The sequence below is a fragment of the Streptomyces sp. NPDC051555 genome (assembly GCF_044454405.1).
Lineage (GTDB): Bacteria > Actinomycetota > Actinomycetes > Streptomycetales > Streptomycetaceae > Streptomyces.
The window spans coordinates 194,472-216,247 of sequence record NZ_JBITDP010000008.1 but is presented as its reverse complement, the minus strand read 5'-3'; the positions used below and the strand labels follow the sequence as shown (position 1 = coordinate 216,247).

The 21,776-nt window shown below is 73.0% G+C and carries 24 protein-coding genes; 8 read left to right on the top strand and 16 right to left on the bottom strand.

Going from position 1 to position 21,776, the window contains the following annotated elements:
* Nucleotide 1: 1 nt before the first annotated feature.
* The 8 genes from ACIBEA_RS19155 to ACIBEA_RS19120 form a co-directional block, all read right to left on the bottom strand.
* The gene (locus ACIBEA_RS19155) at nucleotides 2-454 is read right to left on the bottom strand and encodes a VOC family protein (RefSeq protein WP_399262327.1); all 453 of its coding nucleotides are present in this window, start codon (nucleotides 452-454) and stop codon (nucleotides 2-4) included.
* On the bottom strand, nucleotides 454-1,092 hold the full coding sequence (locus tag ACIBEA_RS19150; RefSeq protein ID WP_399262325.1) for a DJ-1/PfpI family protein: 639 nt from the start codon (nucleotides 1,090-1,092) through the stop codon (nucleotides 454-456). Before ACIBEA_RS19150 ends, ACIBEA_RS19155 begins: the two co-directional genes overlap by 1 nt.
* Nucleotides 1,085-2,728 carry a GMC family oxidoreductase gene (locus ACIBEA_RS19145; protein ID WP_399262323.1) on the bottom strand — a complete coding sequence of 548 codons (1,644 nt, stop codon included), beginning with the start codon at nucleotides 2,726-2,728 and terminating at the stop codon, nucleotides 1,085-1,087. Before ACIBEA_RS19145 ends, ACIBEA_RS19150 begins: the two co-directional genes overlap by 8 nt.
* A gap of 11 nt (nucleotides 2,729-2,739) precedes the next feature.
* Nucleotides 2,740-3,117 (bottom strand): nuclear transport factor 2 family protein, encoded by a 378-nt coding sequence (locus tag ACIBEA_RS19140; RefSeq protein WP_399262321.1) that lies wholly within the window; start codon nucleotides 3,115-3,117, stop codon nucleotides 2,740-2,742.
* Between the two features lie 13 nt (nucleotides 3,118-3,130).
* Nucleotides 3,131-3,586 (bottom strand): nuclear transport factor 2 family protein, encoded by a 456-nt coding sequence (locus ACIBEA_RS19135; protein ID WP_399262319.1) that lies wholly within the window; start codon nucleotides 3,584-3,586, stop codon nucleotides 3,131-3,133.
* A gap of 34 nt (nucleotides 3,587-3,620) precedes the next feature.
* Nucleotides 3,621-4,052: a nuclear transport factor 2 family protein gene (locus tag ACIBEA_RS19130; RefSeq protein WP_399262317.1), complete on the bottom strand. Its 432-nt coding sequence runs from the start codon at nucleotides 4,050-4,052 to the stop codon at nucleotides 3,621-3,623.
* Nucleotides 4,053-4,124: 72 nt separating this feature from the next.
* On the bottom strand, nucleotides 4,125-5,765 hold the full coding sequence (locus tag ACIBEA_RS19125; RefSeq protein ID WP_399262315.1) for a thiamine pyrophosphate-binding protein: 1,641 nt from the start codon (nucleotides 5,763-5,765) through the stop codon (nucleotides 4,125-4,127).
* 44 nt (nucleotides 5,766-5,809) lie between these two features.
* Complete coding sequence (locus tag ACIBEA_RS19120) at nucleotides 5,810-6,634, bottom strand: type 1 glutamine amidotransferase domain-containing protein (RefSeq protein WP_399262313.1); 825 nt, start codon at nucleotides 6,632-6,634, stop codon at nucleotides 5,810-5,812.
* Nucleotides 6,635-6,886: 252 nt separating this feature from the next.
* On the opposite strand from ACIBEA_RS19120, the gene ACIBEA_RS19115 reads away from it, so the two are divergent.
* The 5 genes from ACIBEA_RS19115 to ACIBEA_RS19095 all read left to right on the top strand — a co-directional run bounded on the left by ACIBEA_RS19115 (nucleotide 6,887) and on the right by ACIBEA_RS19095 (nucleotide 10,403).
* Nucleotides 6,887-7,153, top strand: a complete 267-nt coding sequence (locus ACIBEA_RS19115) for a UBP-type zinc finger domain-containing protein (protein WP_399262311.1) — start codon at nucleotides 6,887-6,889, stop codon at nucleotides 7,151-7,153.
* A gap of 140 nt (nucleotides 7,154-7,293) precedes the next feature.
* On the top strand, nucleotides 7,294-8,928 hold the full coding sequence (locus ACIBEA_RS19110; protein ID WP_399262491.1) for an FAD-dependent oxidoreductase: 1,635 nt from the start codon (nucleotides 7,294-7,296) through the stop codon (nucleotides 8,926-8,928).
* Between the two features lie 70 nt (nucleotides 8,929-8,998).
* Nucleotides 8,999-9,523 carry a hypothetical protein gene (locus ACIBEA_RS19105; RefSeq protein ID WP_399262309.1) on the top strand — a complete coding sequence of 175 codons (525 nt, stop codon included), beginning with the start codon at nucleotides 8,999-9,001 and terminating at the stop codon, nucleotides 9,521-9,523.
* Nucleotides 9,524-9,600: 77 nt separating this feature from the next.
* Nucleotides 9,601-9,921 (top strand): putative quinol monooxygenase, encoded by a 321-nt coding sequence (locus ACIBEA_RS19100; protein WP_385777529.1) that lies wholly within the window; start codon nucleotides 9,601-9,603, stop codon nucleotides 9,919-9,921.
* Nucleotides 9,922-9,926: 5 nt separating this feature from the next.
* On the top strand, nucleotides 9,927-10,403 hold the full coding sequence (locus ACIBEA_RS19095) for a group II truncated hemoglobin (protein ID WP_399262307.1): 477 nt from the start codon (nucleotides 9,927-9,929) through the stop codon (nucleotides 10,401-10,403).
* A 69-nt stretch (nucleotides 10,404-10,472) separates the two neighbouring features.
* Here the strand turns inward: ACIBEA_RS19095 and ACIBEA_RS19090 are convergent, their stop codons facing one another.
* The 4 genes from ACIBEA_RS19090 to rpe form a co-directional block, all read right to left on the bottom strand.
* Complete coding sequence (locus ACIBEA_RS19090; protein ID WP_399262305.1) at nucleotides 10,473-10,880, bottom strand: barstar family protein; 408 nt, start codon at nucleotides 10,878-10,880, stop codon at nucleotides 10,473-10,475.
* Entirely contained in the window at nucleotides 10,877-11,359 is a 483-nt protein-coding gene (locus tag ACIBEA_RS19085) for a ribonuclease domain-containing protein (RefSeq protein ID WP_399262303.1), read from the bottom strand. The genes ACIBEA_RS19090 and ACIBEA_RS19085 overlap by 4 nt, the downstream gene beginning before the upstream one ends.
* 109 nt (nucleotides 11,360-11,468) lie before the next feature.
* Nucleotides 11,469-12,521 (bottom strand): sugar-binding transcriptional regulator, encoded by a 1,053-nt coding sequence (locus ACIBEA_RS19080; RefSeq protein WP_385777521.1) that lies wholly within the window; start codon nucleotides 12,519-12,521, stop codon nucleotides 11,469-11,471.
* A gap of 91 nt (nucleotides 12,522-12,612) precedes the next feature.
* Complete coding sequence (gene rpe, locus ACIBEA_RS19075; RefSeq protein WP_385777519.1) at nucleotides 12,613-13,299, bottom strand: ribulose-phosphate 3-epimerase; 687 nt, start codon at nucleotides 13,297-13,299, stop codon at nucleotides 12,613-12,615.
* Nucleotides 13,300-13,537: 238 nt separating this feature from the next.
* On the opposite strand from rpe, the gene ACIBEA_RS19070 reads away from it, so the two are divergent.
* Nucleotides 13,538-14,125 carry a DUF6232 family protein gene (locus tag ACIBEA_RS19070; RefSeq protein WP_399262301.1) on the top strand — a complete coding sequence of 196 codons (588 nt, stop codon included), beginning with the start codon at nucleotides 13,538-13,540 and terminating at the stop codon, nucleotides 14,123-14,125.
* Nucleotides 14,122-14,463, top strand: coding sequence for a hypothetical protein (locus tag ACIBEA_RS19065; RefSeq protein ID WP_399262299.1), 342 nt, complete (start codon nucleotides 14,122-14,124; stop codon nucleotides 14,461-14,463). Before ACIBEA_RS19070 ends, ACIBEA_RS19065 begins: the two co-directional genes overlap by 4 nt.
* Nucleotides 14,464-14,516: 53 nt before the next feature.
* On the opposite strand, the gene ACIBEA_RS19060 is transcribed toward ACIBEA_RS19065, so the two are convergent.
* Nucleotides 14,517-15,974, bottom strand: coding sequence for an RsmB/NOP family class I SAM-dependent RNA methyltransferase (locus tag ACIBEA_RS19060; protein WP_399262297.1), 1,458 nt, complete (start codon nucleotides 15,972-15,974; stop codon nucleotides 14,517-14,519).
* Between the two features lie 111 nt (nucleotides 15,975-16,085).
* On the bottom strand, nucleotides 16,086-17,030 hold the full coding sequence (fmt, locus tag ACIBEA_RS19055) for a methionyl-tRNA formyltransferase (RefSeq protein WP_399262295.1): 945 nt from the start codon (nucleotides 17,028-17,030) through the stop codon (nucleotides 16,086-16,088).
* A gap of 272 nt (nucleotides 17,031-17,302) precedes the next feature.
* Here fmt and ACIBEA_RS19050 point away from each other — a divergent pair, with 272 nt between their 5' ends.
* Entirely contained in the window at nucleotides 17,303-17,845 is a 543-nt protein-coding gene (locus ACIBEA_RS19050) for a hypothetical protein (protein WP_399262293.1), read from the top strand.
* Nucleotides 17,846-18,300: 455 nt separating this feature from the next.
* Here ACIBEA_RS19050 and ACIBEA_RS19045 read toward each other — a convergent pair whose 3' ends face one another.
* Together ACIBEA_RS19045 and metK are read right to left on the bottom strand one after the other, a co-directional pair.
* The gene (locus ACIBEA_RS19045) at nucleotides 18,301-20,430 is read right to left on the bottom strand and encodes a primosomal protein N' (RefSeq protein WP_399262291.1); all 2,130 of its coding nucleotides are present in this window, start codon (nucleotides 20,428-20,430) and stop codon (nucleotides 18,301-18,303) included.
* Between the two features lie 125 nt (nucleotides 20,431-20,555).
* The gene (metK, locus tag ACIBEA_RS19040) at nucleotides 20,556-21,764 is read right to left on the bottom strand and encodes a methionine adenosyltransferase (protein WP_354381498.1); all 1,209 of its coding nucleotides are present in this window, start codon (nucleotides 21,762-21,764) and stop codon (nucleotides 20,556-20,558) included.
* Between the last annotated feature and the right edge of the window lie 12 nt (nucleotides 21,765-21,776).

The window sequence follows — 21,776 nt, the reverse complement described above, 5'->3', positions numbered from 1 at the left end:
GTCATGCACCGTCCTTGTCGGGAGAGCGGTCGGTCACTGAACGGTCTTCGTCCTCGTATCCCTGGCTGACCTCGACGATCACGCCGTCGGGGTCGCGCAACCACACCGTGCGCCAGCCGCAGATGAAGTCGTCGAAGTCCAGTGGCCCCAGGGTCACTTCGGCCGCGTCCCCCAGGTCTGCCAGGAAGGCGTCGACGCTGTCGGTCTGGAAGGCCAGGTGGCGCATCCGCCCCGGGGCCCGGGGGCCGTCCTCGTGCGCCGGGCGGGCCGGCCCGTCGGCGGAGCCGAAGAGCTCCAGGTACGCGTCCCCTTTGCGCAGGAACACGATCCGGGCGTCCCCCAGGTCCACCACGCGGGCCCGGGCGAAGCCGAAGTACCGGGTGTAGAACTCCTCGGTGGTCTTCTGGTCTGCGCAGTTCAGACCCACGTGCGAGAAGCGCAGGCTCGCGTCCATCAGGGGGCACCTCCCGGCGGTGGCTGGGGGACGGTCCCCCGACCCCGCGCCGCGGCGATCTGCTCGATGATCCGGCGGGCGAAGAGGTGGTGGTGGGCGCCGGTGCGGCCGGTGACCAGGTCTCCGTCGACGACCACGTCCTCGTCGACGTACTGCGCGCCCATGTTGCGGACGTCGCCGATCAGGTTGTTGTGGCACACCACCTTGCGGCCGCGGACCTTCTCGGGGATCGAGGAGGCCAGCCACATGCCGTGGCAGATGATCCCCTTGAGGACCGTCGGTTCCTCGAAGGCCCGGCGCAGCAGCTCGGTGGCGGGGGCCGGCCGGTCGACGTCCTCGGTGTAGCGCAGCCGGTCGGCGACCATGCCCGAGGGCACGATCAGGGCCGCGTAGCCGCGCAGTTGCTCGTCGTCGAGCCCTTCGAGGCTGTGGTCGGCGGTGAAGGGCGCCCGGTACTCGTGGCCGGTGAAGGTGAGGGAGTCGTTGCCCCACAGCCGGGTCAGGAAGTCGACCTCGGCGCCCTCCTCGGCGAAGCGGCGGCCGTAGTAGAAGATCTCCGGCTCGTAGAAGTCGCTCTCGATCAGGACCGCGATCCGGGTCCCGGACAGCGCTCCCTCGCGCAGCACGGCGTCAGACACGGGAAGCCCCCTTCAGGAAGTCCGCCGCGCGCTCGGCGATCATCGCGATGGCGGTGTGGCAGTTGCCCGAGGGCACGGCGGGCATGACGCTCGCGTCGACGACGCGCAGGCCCCGTACGCCGTGCACCCGCAGCTCGGGGTCGACCACGGAGAGGTCGTCGACGCCCATCCGGCAGGAGCCGGCCTGGTGGTGGTAGCTCTCCGCCTTCTGCCGCACGAAGCGGCGCAGGTCCTCGTCGGTGACGGCGCCCGGACCCGGCTGGAGTTCCTGCTTGTACCAGGGCGAGAAGGCGGAGGTCGCGAAGATCTCGCGGGCCACCCGGACGCCCTGCACCATCCGCTCCAGGTCCCAACGGTCGCCCAGGTAGTTCGGGTTGATCAGCGGGTGGGCCAGCGGATCGGCGCTCGCCAGCCGGATCCAGCCGCGCGAGACGGGCCGGACCACCCCGGGCAGGATCGAGACGGTGTGCGGATGGTCCTGGCCGACGATGACGTCGAACGGGACGTGGACGAAGGCGATCTGGAGGTCCGGCGCGGGCAGGCCCGGCCGGGAGGACAGGAAGAGCGCGCTCTCGGAGAGGTTCTGCGCGGGCGCGGGCAGTTCCTGGGTGACCTCGGCCATCAGGCCCGTCAGGACGTGGTTGTGGAAGTTCTCGCCGACCCCCGGCAGCGCCGCGGTGACCGCGATGCCGTGCGGGCGCAGTCGGTCCGGATGCCCGATCCCGGAGAGCAGCAGCAGCTTCGGGGACTCGATCGCCCCGGCCGCCACGATCACCTCGCGCCGGGCCCGGACGGTGTGCGTGCCGGGCGCGGCGGCGCTCAGGTGTACGTCGCGCACGTCGCGGCCCGGGAAGTCCGCCGCCGGGACGCTCTGGACGTACTCGGCGCCGGTGCAGGTGTCCCCGTCGAAGAGCAGCCGGGTGGTCTGGGCGCCGGTGCGCAGGGTGAGGTTGGAGCGGTCGAGGGCGGGTTCCAGGTAGGCGGCGAGCGCTCCCTGGCGGCGGCCGTCGGCGACGTCGATGTGGTGCCAGCCGGTGCCGAAGAGGCCGCGCCGGGGCCCGTCGGTGTTGAAGTCCTCGATCTCCGGATGGCCGAGCTCCACGGCCGCGTCGATGAAGGCGCGGGAGACGGGGTTGGGGTCGTGCCGCCCGGCGTGGGTGACGCGCTGGGGGCCGCGGGTGCCGGTGGTGGCGGCGGTGCGGTCCTCCTGTGCCTCCAGCAGCGCGAAGTAGGGCAGGACGTCCTCGTGGGCCCAGCCCGCGGCGCCCTGGTAGGCCCAGTTGTCGAAGTCCGAGGCGTGGCCCCGGACGTGCATCATGATGTAGAGGTTGCTGCTGCCGCCGGGTGCCTTGCCCCGCGGTTCGTAGGTGCGGCGGCCGTCCAGCCCGGGCTGCGGGACGCTGGTGTAGCCCCAGTCGACGGGCCCGCCCAGCAGCTTGTACCAGGAGGACGGGTCGTCCACCTCGGGCGGGATCCGCGGTCCGCCCGCCTCCAGGACGAGGACGGTGACGTCCGGGTCCTCGGAGAGCCGGTTGGCCAGGACGCTGCCCGCGGTGCCCGCTCCCACGACGACGTAGTCGTACGCTTCCTCGTTGCCGGTCCCGCCGCGGGACCCGGCGCGCGCTCTGCTGTCCACCGGTGGCCCCCTCAGTCCTGACCCAGCACCTGGAAGGGGACGGTGTCGTGGTAGTTCGCCATGTAGGCGATCTTTCCGTCCACGATCCGGAAGAAGTTCATGACCTCGGCCTCGACGGCCTCGCCCGTGGCGCTGACGGCGCTCAGGTGGGAGACGGCGGCGGCCTTCTCCCCTCCCCCGTCGAGGACGAAGTGCACGGGTTCGTTGCGGAAGGTGCGGTACATCGCGCCCATGCCCTTCATCATCGAGCGCAGGGTGTCCAGGCCCTCGACGTGTCCGGCGAGCTGTTCGTCCATGACCTGGTCGTCGGCGAAGAGGTCGCACCAGCGGTCCCAGTCACCGGCGTTGGCGTACTCGTAGTACTTCGTCAGGATCTGACGTGCGTCCATCGCGCTCATCCCCCTATCGGTCCCTACGGGTTCCGTCCGGCGCGAAGGGCGCCCAGAACTGGCTGAATGCGGTCGCCGAGTCGCCGAAGAGACCGTCGCGGCCCTCGACGATCCGGCCGTCCCGCCAGCGCATGAAGTGGAAGACCGGGTAGTCCATCCGCTCGTACGGGGACGTGCCCGCGGGGTCCGCGCCCTCGCGCCGGGCGACGTTGCGGCACAGGTCGGCGCTGCAGTCCTCGCCGACGAGCACGGCGTCGATGTCCATGCGGAAGGTGCCGCCGGTGAGCTTGTGGGTCTGGCCCATCAGCTCCAGGAAGGCGTCCAGGCTCTCGTACCAACCGGCCAGCGGGTGGTTGCCCGGGACCAGCCAGCGCAGGTCCTCGGCGTAGTACTCCAGGATCCGGGCGCGGTCTCCCGAGCCGAGCGCCCGGTAGGCCGACTCGACCCGCTCCCGTGTCACTTCGGTCATCGCTCGTGTCCTTCCTCGGGCCCGGTACCGGGCCTCAGAGCGCGCCCGAACCGGGCATCGGGGCCAGCTGGTCGACGGTGTAGGTCTTGATGCGCGGGCCGCCGGGAGCGGCGACGACCGTCCAGGTCTGGTCGGCGTCGAAGCCGAGCCACTGGCTGCGGGCGCCCGGCGGGTCCCAGATCTTGGCCTGCCAGTTGACGAGGACGCGCACCACCGCGCGGTCGCCCTCGATGACGGGCTCCACCTTGGTGACGGTGTGCACCTCGTCGAAGAAGCGGTTGGTGACGGCCGCGTACCAGCGGCCGAAGCCCTCGTGGCCGAGGAAGGTGTCCTCCGGGACCTTGAACTCCAGGTCCGCGGTGATGAGGGCGAGCACCCGGTCCAGCGGAAGGTGCTGGTCCAGGGCCACGTACCACCGGTCGGTGAACGCGCGGATCGCGTCCTCGGTCAGCCGCTCGACGGACATGCCTGTCTCCTCCTTGTCGGTGGGGCGGGGGCGGGAACGAACGTGCTCGGATGACGTGCGCGCACGGCGTGCTCAGATCTGGACGTCGACGAGGAACGGGCCCGGGTGCGCCAGCATCCGGTCGACGGCCGCGGCCGCCTCGTCCGGCTTCTCCACCCGCGTCCCGCCCGCGCCCAGCGCCCGGGCCAGGGCGGCGAAGTCGATCTCGGGGCGGGAGAGGTCGAAGGAGTCGGGGAAACCGTGCTCGGGAATGGCCCGCTCGCGCCAGTACTGGGCGATGTTGTCGTCCAGCAGCCGGTACTTGCGGTTGTTGCACACGACGAACTTCGCCTCGATGCCGTGCCGGGCCGCGGTCCACAGGGCCTGGTAGGTGTACATCGACCCGCCGTCGCCCGCGAAGCCGACCACGGTCCGGTCGGGACGGGCGAGCTTGGCGCCGACCGCCCCCGGGAAGCCGACCCCGAGGGAGCCGCCCCGGGTGAGGTGGTAGTCCCCCGGCCGCTCGGCGGGCAGGTAGTGGGTGACCAGCGGGGAGGTGGTCAGCGCCTCGTCGAAGACGATCAGGTCGCCCCCGGTCCGTTCGGCCAGGGTTCGCAGGAAGACGGCCATCGGCGTACCGTCCCCGGGCCCGGGGTCGCGGGCCGCCAGGGCCCGCTCCCGGGTGCGGGCGTCCAGCCGGGCGGCCGCGGCCGCCCGCCGCTGCGGGGTGAGCAGCTGCTCCAGCGCGCCGGCCAGCGCGCGCAGCGCCCGTTTCGGGTCGGCGGCGAGGCCGAGGTCCACGGGGTGGTTCTTGGCGATCTCGTAGGCGTCGAGGTCGATGTGGACGACCTTGGCGCCTGCCCGGAAGGGGCTCTCCAGCTCCGGGAAGACCTCCGGGAAGACGTAGGTGCCGACGATCAGCACCCCGTCCGCGCCGGCGATCAGCTCCCTGCTGTGCGGGCCGAACATGTGGCCGCTCTGCCCGCGCCGCAGTGGGTGCGAGGCCGCGATGTTGACCTCCGAGGAGTCGACCTCGTACACGTCGGCGCCCAACAGCTCGGCGACGGTCACGAGTTCGGCCTGCGCCCCGGAGAGGGCGACCCCGTCGCCGATGAGCACGACGGGCCGCTCGGCCGCCGCGAGGAGCTCGGCCGCCCGGCCCACCGACGCGGGCGAGGGCGCCACATCGGTGAGCGGAACGGTGGCGGGCAGGACGGGCTCGGCGTTCAGCTCGTCCAGCACGTCCATCGGCAGCGCCACGAAGACCGGGCCGCGCGGCGGGGTCAGGGCGATCTTCACGGCCCGCCGGAGCGTGCGCAGCACCGAGCGCGGATCGGTCACCCGGGTGGCGTACTTGGTGACCGGCCGGGCCATGGCGACCAGGTCGGCGGCCATCTGCGCGTCCATCGCGTCGTAGCGGACCCCGGCGTCACCGGCGACCACGACGAGCGGGGTGTGACCGCGCAGGGACTGGTAGAGCATGCCGATCCCGTTGCCCAGACCCACGCCGGAGTGCAGCTGGAGCAGCGCCGGACCGCCGGTGGCGCGGGCGTAGCCGTCGGCGATGCCCGCTGCCACCGTTTCCTGGAGGGCGAGGACGTAGCGGAAGTCCGCCGCCGCGTCGGCCGCGTCGAGGAATCCCTGTTCCACGGTCCCGGGATTTCCGAACATCACCGTCAGGCCGTCGGCCTTGAACTGCTCGATCAGCCTTTCCCGTCCGGGAGTGGCTTCCATGAATTCCCCCTCGATTCACACGGGTTGCCGAGCGATCCGCCCGACTACCATCCGTACCGGGTGAGACCGTCCTCCAGGACTTCCACGATCTTCTGCCCCGTGAGATAGGAATCGGGGGTGGAACGGCCGGTCACGAAGGGATGGTCGACGATCACCGAGACCGGTTTGCCGAAGTTCCCGTGGTACGCCCCGCGCGGGCCCGTGGCATCGCGCAGGATGTATTCCAGCGGGTACGGCGGCGGGCCCATGTTGAAATCGGTACCGAGGAAACCGGTGCCGTCCTTGTAGTCGTATTCCTTGCAGTGGCCGGTGACGTGCTTGCCCCGGATGATGCTGCGGCGGTCGCCCCAGTCCCGGGCGAAGGCCAGGCAGGCCACGCCGTAGCACTCGGCGGCCACGACCTTGCCGGCCTTGTGGAAGGCCAGGATCAGGGCGTGGACGCGTTCGTTGTTGGCGAGGTCGGCGATGGGTCCGCTGCCGCCCACGATGAGAACGGCGTCGTAGCCGTCGATGTCGGCCTGGAGTTTGTCCAGGTCGCGGTGGTACTGCTCCAGCTTGCGCAGGTAGCCCTCGTCGCTCGTGTACGGGCGCTCCGGGGCCCACGCCTCGATGTCGAGCGGGGAGTCCAGCCGGCTCGACTGCTCGAACTCGCGCCCCAGCCGGGCGTTCTCCTCGGTGGTGACCGAGCGCCCCAGCGGGGGGTCGATGTAGTGCGCGTCGAGACTCGGTGGAAGTGCGTGCGCGCGCTTTCCGGTCGGGGTGGCGAATACGACGTCGTAGCCCCGCTCGTCGAACTTCGAAACGGGCCCTATCAGTTCTTCGGCCCAGTAACCGTGTTCGGAGACAATGACCAGAATCTTTCTGCTCACGGATTCCTCCAGGCGCCGCCTGTTGTCGTTGGCGTTCCCCACACTGCTTCCGCCGCGAGCCCGCGTCAAAGCGCCTGTGTGCGACTACGTGAGGTAGCGGCCCAGGTCATGCGGGCACCTCACGAAGTCGTCCGGTGAGTTCATGAAGTACCCGCCGGACTTCATGACTTCGGCCGAATCCATGAACCACTCCCCGAGGCCCGCCCTATCGTCGTTCGAGGCCGGATCAAGGTCGAGAAGGAGGACGGGCCGATGGACGGTAGTTGCGCACACATCGATCAGATACGTCCGGTGAAGCCCTCCGCGGAGGGCTGCGAGGAGTGCCTCGCCCTGGGCGAGGGCTGGGTGCACCTGCGGATGTGTCTCGGCTGCGGCCACGTGGGGTGCTGCGACTCCTCGAAGCACCGGCACGCCACCCGCCATTTCCGGGCCTCCGGCCACCCGATCGCCGCCTCGCACGAGCCCGGCGAGTACTGGGCCTGGTGCTACGCCGACCGGCTCATGCTGGACCCGGCGTGAGCGCGGCCCCGGGGACCCCCGCGCCCGCCTCCGGCACCGCGCCCGCCTCCGGCCCCGCGTCCAACGGCCCCACCTCCACCGCCGTCGCGGCCGCGGCGAGCGCCGCCCGGGCGGAGAGCCGCAAGCCCGTCATCCTCGCCGTGGACGACGACCCGCAGGTGCTGCGGGCGGTCCGCCGGGACCTGCGCAGCGCCTACGGGGACCGCTACCGGGTGCTGGGCGCCTCCTCCGCCGCCGACGCCCTGAAGATCCTCGACTCCCTGGACGAACGCGGCCACGACCCGGCGCTCTTCCTGGTGGACCAGCGGATGCCGGACGTCACGGGCGTCGAGTTCCTGCTCGAAGCGGTTTCCCGCTTCCCCGACGCGCGCCGCGTACTGCTGACCGCCTACGCCGAGACGGACGCGGCGATCACCGCGATCAACCGGGTCCGCCTGGACTACTACCTCCTCAAGCCGTGGGACCCGCCGCACGAACGGCTCTTCCCGGTCCTGGACGACCTGCTGTCGGACTGGCTGGCCACCTACCGCCCCGCCTACGACGGGATCATCGTCGCCGGTCACCTGGTGGCCCCGGGCACCCACGCGGTGCGGGACTTCTTCACCCGCAACGGCCAGCCGTTCCGCTTCCTCAACGTCGAGCGTGACCCCGAGGCGCTGACCCTGCTCGCCGCACAGCCGGGGGCCGCCCTGCCGCTCGTCCGCTTCCCGGACGGCTCGGTGCTCTCCGCGCCGACGGACACCGAGCTGGCCGTCCGCCTGGGCCTGGCGACCACCGCCTCGCGTCCGCACTACGAGTGCGTCATCGTGGGCGCGGGCCCGGCGGGGTTGGCCGCCGGGGTGTACTCCGCCTCCGAGGGCCTGACCACGCTGATGTTGGACTCCCGGGCGCCGGGCGGCCAGGCGGGCACCTCCAGCCTGATCGAGAACTACCTCGGCTTCCCCTCGGGCCTCTCCGGCGCGGACCTGACCCGCCGGGCCACCATCCAGGCCGCCCGGTTCGGCGCCGAGATCCTGCACCCGGTCGAGGTGGTCTCGCTGACCCGGGACGATCCGGCGAAGATCCTGACCCTCGCCGACGGTACGGAGATCAGCGCGGAGACGGTCCTGCTGGCGACCGGGGTCGCCTACAACCGGCTCCAGGCACCGGGCGCGGACCGCTTCGAGGGCGCGGGCCTCTACTACGGCGCGGCCACGACGGAGAGCTCGGCCTGTATCTCGCAGCACGTGTTCATCGTGGGCGGGGCGAACTCGGCCGGTCAGGCGGCGGTCCACTTCGCCAAGTACGCGGCCCGGGTGACGGTCCTGGTCCGGGCCGCCTCGCTCGACGAGAGCATGTCCCGGTACCTGATCGAGGAGATCGGGCGGACCCCCAACATCGAGGTCCGGGTCCGCACCACGGTGGTCTCGCTCGACGGGGACGAGCACCTGGAGCGGATCGTCCTGCACGACGCGGACACCGGGGCGGACACCGAGGTCCCGGCCCGCTTCATGTTCACCTTCATCGGCGCCCGCCCGCACACCGACTGGCTGGCCGGGGTGGTCGAGCGGGACGAGTTCGGCTTCGTGCTGACCGGCTCGGACCTGATCTCCAACGGGGGCGAACTGCCCGCCGAGTGGAGCCTGCAACGGGCGCCGTACCCGCTGGAGACCAGCGTCCCCGGGGTCTTCGCGGCGGGCGACGTCCGGGCCCGTTCGGTCAAGCGGGTCGCCTCGGGGGTGGGCGAGGGCGCGATGGCGGTGTCCCTGATCCACCGCTACCGCTCGATGGGCTGAGAGCGAAATCCGGGGGGCGCGGGGTCCGGTGCCTTGCGATCAAGCACCCACCGGATGCAACGTTGATTACATGATTACAGCCGAACGGCGCGAGCAGCTCCGGGGTTGGTTCGCCGAGCGCCTGCCCATCGACGTCTACGAAGAGCTGGTCGAGGTGGTGGTCGACCGCGAGGAGATCACCGTCGTCGGCCGCATCCCGGCCACGGAATCGGTGCGGGAGTTCCGCGAGCGCACCCGCGAGCAGCGCATCGAGGTGGCCCGCGAGGCCGAGGAGCTCTACCAGCGCAAGGTGGCCTGGGGGGTCGAGGCGGAGGGCGAGCGGACCCTCTTCACCCACCTCGCCGTGCCCGTGATGACCCGCCTGCGCCAGTCCGAGCGCGCCGTGCTCGACACCCTGGTCGCGGGCGGGGTGGCCCGCAGCCGGGCCGACGCGCTCGCCTGGTGCGTCCGGCTCGTCGGGAAGAACACCGACGCCTGGCTCGCCGATCTCCGGGGCTCGCTGGAGAAGGTCCAGCAGGTCCGCGCGCAGGGCCCCGACCAGGCGGAGGCGGCGAAGCCCGACGCCGCCGACTCCAGGAAGTCCGGGGACGAATGACCGAATGCGCGGCCGGGCACCAATGATCGCGGAAGGGTAGCCGCGAACACCCGAACCCAGGGAGAGGCACGCACACCATGACCACGACCGTCGAATACATCCGCTACCGGATCGCATCGGCCGACCAGCCTGCCTTCGAGGACGCGTACCGGCGGGCGGCCGAGGCCCTGGCCGCCTCGCCCGAGTGCATCGACTACGAGCTGGCGCACTGCGAGGAGGAGCCCGAGCGCTACGTCCTGCGGATCCGCTGGACCTCGATCGACGCCCACCTGAACGGCTTCCGCAAGGGCGAGCACTTCCCGGCGTTCTTCACCGCGATCCGCCCCTACGTGACCGCCATCGAGGAGATGCAGCACTACCTCGTCACCGATGTCGTGGGCACGGGAAAGGCTTCCTGAAGCTCATGAGCACGCCGACGATCTACGAGTGGATGGGCGGGGCCGCGGCGATGAACCGCCTCACCGACGTCTTCTACTCGTACGCCCTGCGGGACGAGATCCTCGCGCCGGTCTTCGCCGGCATGGACGCCGAGCACCCCCAGCACGTCGCGGCCTGGCTGTCCGAGGTCTTCGGCGGGCCGGCCGCGTACTCGGCCCACCACGGCGGCCACCAGCACATGGCCACCAAGCACCTCGGCCGCGCGATCACCGAGAAACAGCGCCGCCGCTGGGTGGACCTGCTCCTCGACACGGCCGACGAGGTCGGTCTGCCGACGGACCCCGAGTTCCGCGCGGTGTTCGTCTACTACATCGAGTGGGGCACCCGGATGGCGCTGATCTACTCGGGCCCCAACCCGCCCCCGGTGGACGCGGCCAAGATCCCGATCTGGTCCTGGGGCCAGACCCCGCCCTGGGTGCCGAAGGCGGCGCAGGACGACTGAGCCACGGCCGGCGGCCGCGCGGGGCGAGCCCCGCCCGGTCGGCGGCCGCCGCGCATCGGCCGCTGGGCGTCAGCCGCGGCGCGGCGGCGGCCCCGGCTTCGGCCGGGGCTTCTCGCCCGGCTCCGCCAGCAGCACGGTCAGCACGCCCTCGGTGGAGCCCCGCCAGAAGTCGACGGCCTGCTCCAGGACGTCCTGGAAGGTCTCCCAGTCCCCCGGCCGGGCCGCCGCGTAGCCGCGCCAGGAGGTGACGGCCAGCAGCCGCCCCGACGCCGCCGGCAGCCAGGACAGGTCGATCAGGCAGTCGGCCAGCGCGTCCCAGTTCCCGCCGAAGTGCTCCGGCAGCCGCAGCGCCCGCTCGCACCGCCCCATCAGATCGGCCTTGCTGCGCACGCCGTCCAGATCGAGCCGAACGACCATCCAGCCGGCCTGCTCGGCTGCTGCCAGGGCCGGGGCGAGCGCCTGCGGGTCCAGGGTCATCGGAGAACCGCCTTGAAGGTGTCGTAGTGGTCGTCCGTGTAGAAGAACTCGCTGCCCTGACCGGTGATGATCCGGCGCGCACCGCGGTCCCGCGAGCCCGGCGTCTTCACCGTGAACTCGTGGTAGTAGCCGCGCTTCTGCTGCGGCAGCCGCTTCTCGAAGTTCCCGAAGACGGTGTCGTCCTGCCGGTACGGGTAGGGTCCGCCCTTGTCGATGAGGGCGAGCGTGTCCCGCGCCTGCGGGGGCAGCTCGGCCGCCCGGACGGTCTTCATCCCCTTCGCCCATCCCGGGGCGGCGCTCGCCCGCGGGCTCGGGGAGCCGCTGGAGGCGGAGCCGCTCGGCGAGCTGCCGGAGGCGGCGGCGCCCGGGGGCGCGGGGTCCTTCTTCCCCGCGCAGCCCGCCGTACCCACCAGGGCCACGCAGAGGAACACAGCCCCGAGCAGACGCAGCAGCTGGCGGGGCACGGTCCGGAAGATCATGCGCTGATGGTGTCAAATATCCGTTTCGCCCGCGAATCGCGAGCGGCAGGTGGCCGACGCGGGCGTACGGCGCGGGCGCCCGGAGCAGGCGCCCCGAGCAAGCCCGCGGCTACGCCAGGTCGTCCGGGTCGGCGCGCTCCAGCGCGGGGCGCAGCCCCGGCTGCGACTCGGTCAGCAGGAAGTCCGCCACCGCCGTGTCCGTCACCAGGCTGGTGACCAGCCCCGAGCGCAGCACCGCCCCGATCGCCGAAGCCTTGCGCAGGCCGCCCGCGATCGCCACGACCTCCGGGATCCGGCGCAGCCGGTCCGCCTCGACCGTGATGCAGCGCTCTCCGAGGTCGCGGCCGACCCGGCGGCCCTCGGAGTCGAAGAGGTGCGCGGACATCTCGGCGGCGACGCCGAGCGAGGCGTAGTGCGCCCGCTCCTCGTCGGTCAGCATGTCGTGCACGGTCGAGATCCCCGGCTCCCAGGACCCGATGGACACCGCCGCGACCGTCACCTTGTCGAAGTACTCGAAGGCCCGTGCGATCCCGGTCTGCCCCCGCAGCGCGGCGGCCGTCGCCGGATCGGGCAGCAGCATCGGCGCGTAGATGGGGTGCGCGTCCCCGCCCGAGACCTGGGCGGCGCGGCGGACGGCCTCCACGGATCCGCGCTCGGCCGTCCCGGCGTCGTACACGCCGGTGAGCTGCACCACGGTGCACGGCGGCAGCCGGTGCAGGGAGGCGGCCATGTGGATGGTGGACCGGCCCCATGCCAGGCCCAGTACGTCGCCCTCGTTGACCAGCTCGCCGAGCAGGTCCGCCGCCACCGCGCCCAGGTTCTCCGGGTCGGGGGCGTCCTCGGTCGCGTCGGCCGGGGATTCCACGACGACCGCGTGCCGCAGGCCGTACCGGGCGCGCAGCGCGTCGGAGCGCTCCGCGTCCAGCTCCGCCGGCACCCGGATCTCGATGCGCACGAGGTCGCGTTCGAGGGCGGTCTCCAGTACCCGGGCCACCTTGAAGCGGCTCACGCCGAACTCCTCGGCGATCTGGATCTTGGACTTGCCCTCCAGATAGAAGCGACGGGCCATCGCCGCCGCCTGTACCAGCTCCGCGGGTCCCATCCGCAGGGCTGACCGTCCCGCCGACATTGCAGACACCGCGTTCTCCTCACTGCTGTTCACATTCTCGACTCGCCGTTCATCCTGTCAGATCCGGCGGCCGTTGATCAGCCTGGACAGCCAGCGTTCACCGAGCTGTTCACCAAGCCTTGGCTCAGTGGCCGCAAGCCCAGGGCGCCGCGGAGATCGCCAGGTCCGCCTGCTCGCGCAGGGTGCGGACCGCGGCGGCCGGGTCGACGGCGCCGTAGACCGCGCTGCCCGCCACGAAGACGTCGGCGCCGGCTTCGGCGCAGCGCTCGATGGTCGAGGCCGAGACACCCCCGTCCACCTGGAGCCACAGCTCCAGACCGTGCTTGGCGATCAGCTCCCGGGTGCGGCGGATCTTGGGCAGCATGATGTCGAGGAACGGCTGTCCGCCGAAGCCCGGCTCGACCGTCATGATCAGCAGCATGTCGAGCTCGGGGAGCAGGTCCTCGTACGGCTCGATCGGCGTCGCGGGCTTGAGCGCCATGGAGGCGCGCGCGCCCTTGGCCCGGATCTCCCTGGCCAGCCGGACGGGCGCCGCGGCCGCCTCGGCGTGGAAGGTGACCGATCCGGCTCCCGCCTCGACGTACTGCGGGGCCCAGCGGTCCGGGTCCTCGATCATGAGGTGGAGGTCCAGCGGGATGTCCGTGGCGCGGCTGAGGGACTCCACGATCGGCACGCCGAGGGTGAGGTTCGGGACGAAATGGTTGTCCATGACGTCGACGTGCAGCCAGTCGGCGCCCTCGACGGCCTTCGCCTCCTCGGCGAGGCGGGAGAAGTCCGCGGACAGGATGCTGGGATTGATCTGAACGGCCATGCCCCAAGCCTGCCATGCCCGCCGCCGCTTCCCGACCCGCCCCCGGAACCGGGGCGGGCGGCTCCGCGGGCCCCGGTTCCGGGGGCGGGTGAAATCGAGCCGACCCTCGCCGGGGTGCCCCACTTTCGGCCACCGCGGCGGTTTGGCCGTTTCCCGCCTGCCCTCCGGCTGGCCACGGGCGCTTAATGGTGCTCCACTCCGCGCCGCGCGAGCCGGAGCGACCACCACGGGGGACCAGATGGATTCCACAGGAAACGTCGGGGCGCCGCCGCCCCCGCCCACCCCACCACCGACCCCGCCCACCCCGCTCCCGGTCCAGGACACGCCGCCGCCGACCGAGCGCGGCAGACTGGTCCTGCGGGTCACCGGCCGCATGTTGTGGGTGGGCTCGGCGGCCGTCCCGTTGCACAACATCGCCCTCGTCGACGCCTTCAAGTACCGACCCTCGCGGTGGGCTTCCTTCGTCGACTCGCTCAAGTGGTTCATCGTCATCGCCGTCGTCATCGCCGTGCTCGCCTACGCGAGCGGGGGCGAGCTGGTCGACGACGACAACAGCGGCACCCTGCTCCCGTTGGCCGTGGTCATGCTGGCCGTCCTCGCCGTGGCGGCCCTGCTCAAGATGCCCAAGCCGGTACTGGCCGTCGAGACCGCCGGCGGCACCAAGATCATCGTGACCCTGCCGAGCGTGGACGAACTGCGCTACATCGCCGGACGGATCGTGTACGCGATCGACCACCCGGAGGCCGAGTTCACCACCGTCGTCAACTACTTGGCTCCCGTCGTCAACATGAACGGCGGCAGCGGGAACACGGGGATCCGCGCATGAGCGAGTCGTCGAACTACTACGGGCCCGTGGTCAACATGAACGACGGCCACGGCAACATCGGCATCAACTACGGCAACGTCGGCGCCGGCGCCCAGGACGCCGAACTGCGCGCCGCCGTCGAGGAGCTCACCCGCCTCCTCGGCGAACTGCGCCGCCACCTCACCCCGGAGCAGGACCGCACCGTCGAACAGGCGCTGCCCGAGCTCACCCCGGACCGCGGCGCCCTGCGCGAGCGCGGCCTCCTCCTGGCGCACGTCGCCCAGATCGCGGCCGCCGTCGGCGCGGTGGGCCAGCCCGTGGCGGACGCGGTGGGGCGCCTGCTGGCACTCCTGGCGTAGGTCGTCCCCGACGGATCCCGCCGCGCCGCGCGCCGCACGGCGCGGCGGGATGCTCAGCCGGTGCGCCGCAGCAGTGCGAGGTACATCGCGTCCGTGCCGTGCAGGTGCGGCCACAGTTGGACGTCCGGTCCCTCGCCGAGGGCCGGGACGCCCTCCATGTAGGGCCGCGCGTCGATCAGTTCGGCCGAGACCGGCTCGTGGCCCGCGCCGCGGCCCTTGAGCACGTCCTCCACCACGACCCGCGTCTCCGCCAGGTGCGGCGAGCAGGTCGCGTAGCCGACCACGCCGCCCACCCGCACCGCGGACAGCGCCTCGCGCAGCAGCGCGCGCTGGAGCGGGGCGAAGCCCTCCAGGTCCTCCGGGCGGCGCCGCCAGCGGGCCTCCGGGCGGCGGCGCAGCGCGCCGAGGCCCGTGCACGGCACGTCCATCAGGACCCGGTCGAAGGTGCCCGGCAGCCACGGCGGGCGGGTGCCGTCGGCCGTGATCACCTGGTACGGGCCGGGATTGCCCGCCAGCGACTTCTCCACCAGCCGGGCCCGGTGCGGCTGCTTCTCGGAGGCCAGCAGGAGGGCGCCGCGCGGCGCGGCGAGCGCGGCCAGCAGCGCCGCCTTGCCGCCCGGTCCGGCGCAGCCGTCCAGCCAGCGGGCGTCACGACCCTCGACGGGCACGTTCGCCAGCGCCATCGCGACCAACTGGCTGCCTTCGTCCTGGACGCCCGCGCGCCCGTCGCGGACCGCTTCCAGCGCACCCGGCTCGCCGCCCTCGGCCATCCGGACGGCGTACGGCGACCAGCGGCCCGGCAGCGCGGAGTCCTCGCCCACCGCCTCCAGCAGCTCCTGCGGCGTGGACCGGCCGGGCCGGGCGACGAGGGTGACCTCGGGGCGCTCGTTGTCGGCTTCGAGGAGGTCCTCGATGCCGGCCCGCCCCCCGCCCAGGGAGTCCCACAGTGCGGAGACGACCCAGCGCGGGTGCGAGTGGACGACCGCGAGGTGGTCCTCGGCGTCCACGTCGTAGGGCGGGGCGACCTGCTCCAGCCAGGCGTCCAGGTCCTTCGCGGCGATCTTGCGCAGGACGGCGTTCACGAACTTGGCCCGGCCGTCGCCCAGCACCACGCGGGCCAGCTCCACGCTCGCCGAGACGGCGGCGTGCGAGGGGATCCGGGTGCCGAGCAGCTGGTGCGCGCCGAGCGCGAGCACGTCCAGCACCGGCGGGTCGACCTCGCGCAGCGGCCGGTCGATGCAGGCGCCGATGATGGCGTCGTACGTGCCCTGGCGGCGCAACGTCCCGTAGACCAGCTCGGTCGCGAGGGCGGCGTCCCGCGCGTCGAAGCTCTCGTCCTTGCGGGCCTTGCGCAGCAGCGGGGGCAGGACGAGGTTCGCGTACGCGGCACGCTCGTCCACCGCCCGCAGCGCCTCGAAGGCGAGGAACCGGACGGGGTCCTTCTTGGGCCTGCGGTACGGGTTGGCCTGCTTGCCGCCGGCGGCGGCGGGGCGGCGGGGCTGATCGCTCACGTGAAAGGTGCTCCGGAAGTACGAAAAGAAACGGGAGGTGAGGAGGGGGGAGGGGGAGGTGCGTCGAGGAGGGGCGGCGGGGGGCGGGATCGGGGCCGTACGGCCTCCCGATCAGCCTACGTCGACCCCGCCCAACCGCTCGCCGGGAGCGATCCGGACCCCGCGCGCCCAGTCGGCCGCCTTCATCGGCTTCTTGCCCTGCGGCTGCACCCAGAGCAGTTCCACGGCGTGCGAACCGGTGCCGACGTAGAGGTTGTTCTTGGCCGGCGAGAGCTCGCCGGGCGCCAGGTCCGTGCGGTCGGTCACCAGGGCCATCGAGATCAGCTTGAGCCGCTCCCCGCGGAAGACGGTCCACGCGCCCGGCGCGGGCGTGCAGCCGCGCACGACCCGGTCGGCGCGCAGCGCCGGGGCCGTCCAGTCCACCCGGGCGTCCTCGACCGAGATCTTGGGCGCGAGCGAGATGCCGTCGAGGTGCTGGTCGACGGCGCGCAGGGTGCCGTCCTCGATCCCGTCCATGGTGGCGGCCAGCAGACCGGCCCCGGCGAAGGCCAACCGGGTCAGCAGGTCGCCGCTGGTGTCGGTGGGGCGGATCTCCTCGGTGAGGATGCCGTAGACCGGGCCGGAGTCCAGTCCTTCCTCGATCTGGAAGGTGGACGCACCGGTGACCTCGTCCCCGGCCATGATCGAGTGCTGGACGGGCGCCGCGCCGCGCCAGGCGGGCAGCAGCGAGAAGTGCAGGTTGACCCACCCGTGCCGGGGGATCTCGATGGCGCTCTTGGGGATCAGGGCGCCGTAGGCGACGACCGGACAACAGTCCGGGTCGATCTCCCGGAGCCGGGCCTGGAACTCCTCGTCACGCGGCCTGGCCGGCTTGAGCACCTCGATCCCGGCCTCCGCGGCGCGCTCGGCCACCGGGCTCGCGACCATCCGCCGCCCGCGGCCCGCGGGCGCGTCGGGTCGGGTGACGACGGCGGCGACCTCATGGCGCCCGGAGGCGAGCAGGGCGTCCAGGGCGGGAACGGCGACCTCGGGGGTGCCTGCGAAGACGAGCTTCACCGGTGTCTACCTCGCTATCTCGGCTGTCAGCAGCGCACCAGTCTATGGGGCGCCCGACCAACCCCCCACCGGTGGCCACCCGTCCCGCGGCGCCACCCACACGGGGGGCGTACGCACACGCGCGCGCCTCTCGCATATGCCGACACGCCCCCACAGCGTGACCAACGCGCCACATGACGCGTTGGTCAAGAGAGATTGACCCGAAGCGGGCCGCGTGTGAACGGTGTGTGCGGCCCGATCCGCTCCTCAGCACCGGTACGAGAGGCTTCTTCATGGCCGACCACGCCAGCCACGACGCCCAAGCGCGGGCCAGCCTGCACCTCCTGGTGCGGGACATCGAGCGGGTCCGCCGGCAGGTGGACGCGCTGCGTACGCTCACCGCCCAGCTGGGCAACGTGTACCGCCCGCGCCGCTCCGGCCCCTCCACGGGCTTCGTCGTCTACGGGCGCGCGCCCGCCCCCACCGTCCGCCTGGCGCAGGAACTGCGGGACAGCGTCGAGACGCTGGTCACCGCCGCGGTGGACTTCGACCGCTCACTCGGCTTCTCGTGGGACGCGGTCGGCTCCGCCCTCGGGGTCACCAAGCAGGCCGTGCACCGGCGGTACGGGGCCCGGCGCGCGCAGGCCTCCGAGGCGGCGGAGCCGCTGGCCGAGGGATCGACCACGCGGACCCTGGGCATCCCCCCGATGTCCCCGCTGCCCACGATCCCGGCCGCCCGGTCGGTACCGCCCCAGCCCCAGCGCGAGGAATCCGCGGCAGCGGCAGCGGCCCCGTCCCTGCGCCCCCCGGCCTTCCCCGGCCCCCGCAACGGCTGACCCACCACCAAGCCCTCAACCGCCGGCGCTCCGGCCCCACCCGGCCCCCAGCCAGCCCCAGCCCCGCCGGCGCTTGAGGCACCCAGCCCCAGCCAAACCCAGCCCCACCGGCGCTCCAGGCACACCCGAACACCCCACCCCGGCCATCCAAGCCCCGCCGGCGTTTGAGGCGCCCCCGGAGGGCCCACCGAGCCGCAGGCCCTCCCGACCGGTGGCGGCCCACCAGCCACAGGCATCGGAAGAGCCCACCCCGGCCATCCAAGCCCCGCCGGCGTTTGAGGCGCCCCCGGAGGGCCCACCGAGCCGCAGGCCCTCCCGACCGGGCGGCGGCCCACCGGACACAGGCACCCGACCCGGCGGCGACCGGCCAGGCAGGCAGGCCAGACCAGGCCAGGCCAAGCCAAGGGGCACACGCCCCGGCCCCCCTCACCCCCCGGCCGGCCGCCAGGCCCCCGTCACCCGATGTCCGGCGGATCGATCCGCACCCGAATCGCATCCGCCACCGAGACCCCCCGCGCCGTCCGAGCCGCCTGCGCCGCCTTGAGCGCCGCGGCCAGAGCGGCCCCACTACCCGGCGGCACCCTCACCAGCGCCCGCTCACCGGGCGACGGCTCCCCCCGCCGCCCGAGCACCGGCACCGGCCCCAGCACCTCCGCATCGGCCGGCAACCCGGCGTCCGCCAAGAACGCGTCCAGCACCTCCCGCCGCCCCGCCACCGCGGCCATCCGGGAGACCGGCGGAAAGCCCAGCTGCGCCCGCTCGGCCAGCTCCCGCACCGCGTGCCCCACCGGGTCCCACCGCACCAGCGCCTGCACCGGCCGCAGCGTCGGCTCGGCGACCACGACCACCTGCCCGTCCCCCCGGACCAGCGAGGCGGCCGCGATCCAGCGCCGCAGCGCCTCCTCGCCGGCCCTCAGGTCGGGCCGCGACAACATGGCCCAACCGTCCAGCAGCAGCCCCGCCGCGTAGCCGGCCCCCTCGGCCACCGGCTCCGCACCCGGCGTGCACACGATCAGCGCGGGCCGGTCGGGCACCGAGTCCAGCACGTGGTCCCGCCCGGAGGTCCGCACCGGGACCGCGGGGAACGCCCGCCCCAGCTCCTCCGCGGTCCGCCGGGCGCCGACCACCTGGGCCCGCAGCCGGACGGCCCCGCACTCCTCGCAATGCCAGGAGGACTCCCCGCGCCCGCACCACCCGCAGTGCAGCTCCCGCTCGTCGGGCGCCTCCAGCGGCCCCGCGCACGCCCGGCAGCGGGCCGGGGTCCGGCACCGCTCGCACGCGAGCCGGGGCACGTACCCGCGCCGCGGGACCTGGACGAGCACCGGTCCGCTCTTCAGGCCCTCCCGTACGGTCTCCCAGGCCAGGCTCGGCAGTCGGGCGGCCCGCGCGGCCTCGTCCCGGGCCAGCAGTTCGTCGCCCACGGTCCGGATCCGGGGCGCGCACTCCCGTACCCGCTCCCGGTCCGCGGCCAGCGGCCGGGCCCAGCCGGACTCGACCAGCTGGGCGGCCTCCACGGTGCAGCTGGTGCTGCCGACGAGGAAGCCGCAGCCGTCGGTGACCGCGCGGAGTTCGAGCACCTCCCGCACGTGCGGGAAGGGGGCGTGGTCGTCGCTGTGGCTGGAGTCGCCGTCGTCCCAGACCGCCACCAGGCCGAGGTCCCGGACGGGCGCGAACATCGCGGCCCGGGTGCCGATCACCGCCTTCACCGAGCCGCGGTGGACGGCGAGCCACTGCCGGTAACGCTTCTCGGGGCCGGATTCGGCGGTCAGCAGGGCGTGGCGCCCCTCCCCCAGCAGCGCGGTCAGGGCCGCGTCGACCCGCGCCGCCGTGCGCCCGTCGGGCAGGACGGCCAGCGCGCCGCGGCCGGAGGCCAGGGTGGCGGCCATGGCCCGGGCCAGTTCGTCGGCCCAGCCGGGTCCGGGCAGCGCGGTCCACACCGCGCGCGGGTCGGCGCCGCCCGCCAGGGCCCGCAGGAAGCCGGGGCCCGCCGGGTAGCGCTCCCAGCCGCCGGGCTCGGGCGCGGCGGGCGCGGGCAGCGGCTCGGGCGAGGGCTTGGCCTCGGCGCGCGCGTTGCGGGGCGGGAGGGCGAGCTGGAGGACGTCGGCCAGGCTGCCCGCGTACCGGTCGGCGACGGCCCGCGCGAGGGCGAGCATGCGCGGGCCGAGGACCGCCTCGGGCGAGACGACCTGGGCGAGGGCCGCGAGCGGGCCGTTGTAGTCGGTGTCGGCGCGCCGCTCGACGACGAACCCGTCGATCAGGCCGCCGCCCTCGCGGCGGCCGCCGTGCACCTGGTGGGAGCCGGCGCCGAAGCGGACCCGGACCCGGACCCCGGGCTGCGCGGCCTCCGACAGGTCCTCGGGGACGGCGTAGTCCCAGAGCTGGTCGAGGTGGAGCACGCCCTTGTTCACCAGGATCCGCGCGACGGGCAGGTCATGGGCCAGCGAGGCTCCGCGCCAGGTGCGCGGCTTGGCCTTGGGCGCCTTGGCCTTCGCCTCGGCGACCATCTCCCGCATCAGCGCGAGCTGCTCCGGCGCTCCACCGGTGTCCGGTCCGTTCTGGCTGCTCACACCGGAATTCTCACCCATGCCACCGACAGTCACGGCCACGACGGCGGGGCGGACCGGGAACGGGAGCCGGCCGCAACGACGTACGGCCCCGGACCGTGGGGTCCGGGGCCGTACGCGGTGGAGCAGGTGGAGCAGGTGGGGACTTACAGACCGGCGGCGGCGCGCAGGGCGTCGACGCGGTCGGTGCGCTCCCAGGTGAAGTCGGGCAGCTCACGGCCGAAGTGGCCGTAAGCGGCGGTCTGCGCGTAGATCGGGCGCAGCAGGTCGAGGTCGCGGATGATCGCGGCCGGACGCAGGTCGAAGACCTGGGCGATCGCGTCCTCGATCTTCTGCACCTCGACCTTGGCGGTGCCGAAGGTCTCGACGAAGAGGCCGACGGGCTCGGCCTTGCCGATCGCGTAGGCGACCTGGACCTCGCAGCGCGAGGCCAGACCGGCGGCGACGACGTTCTTCGCGACCCAGCGCATCGCGTAGGCGGCGCTGCGGTCGACCTTGGACGGGTCCTTGCCGGAGAAGGCGCCGCCACCGTGACGGGCCATGCCGCCGTAGGTGTCGATGATGATCTTGCGGCCGGTGAGGCCGGCGTCGCCCATCGGGCCGCCGATCTCGAAGCGCCCGGTCGGGTTGACCAGCAGGCGGTAGCCCTCGGTGTCCAGCTTGATGCCGTCTTCGACGAGCTGCTTGAGGACGTACTCGACGACGAACTCGCGGATGTCGGGAGCGAGCAGCGAGTCGAGGTCGATGTCCGAGGCGTGCTGCGAGGACACGACGACGGTGTCGAGGCGGACGGCCTTGTCACCGTCGTACTCGATGGTGACCTGGGTCTTGCCGTCGGGACGCAGGTACGGGATGGTCCCGTTCTTGCGGACCTCGGACAGGCGGCGCGAGAGCTTGTGCGCGATGTGGATCGGCAGCGGCATCAGCTCGGGGGTCTCGTCGCAGGCGTAGCCGAACATCAGGCCCTGGTCGCCCGCGCCCTGCTTGTCCAGCTCGTCCTCGTCGCCCTCGACCCGGCTCTCGTACGCGGTGTCGACGCCCTGCGCGATGTCCGGGGACTGCGCGCCGATGGACACCGAGACGCCGCAGGAGGCGCCGTCGAAGCCCTTCTTCGAGGAGTCGTAGCCGATCTCGAGGATCTTCTCGCGGACGAGCTGGGCGATCGGCGCGTAGGCCTTCGTCGTCACCTCGCCCGCGATGTGCACGAGACCGGTGGTGATCAGGGTCTCCACCGCGACGCGCGAGGTGGGGTCTTCCCTGAGCAGGGCGTCGAGGATGGTGTCGCTGATCTGGTCAGCGATCTTGTCGGGGTGGCCCTCGGTAACGGACTCCGAGGTGAAGAGGCGGCGGGACACATCGCTCCCTGG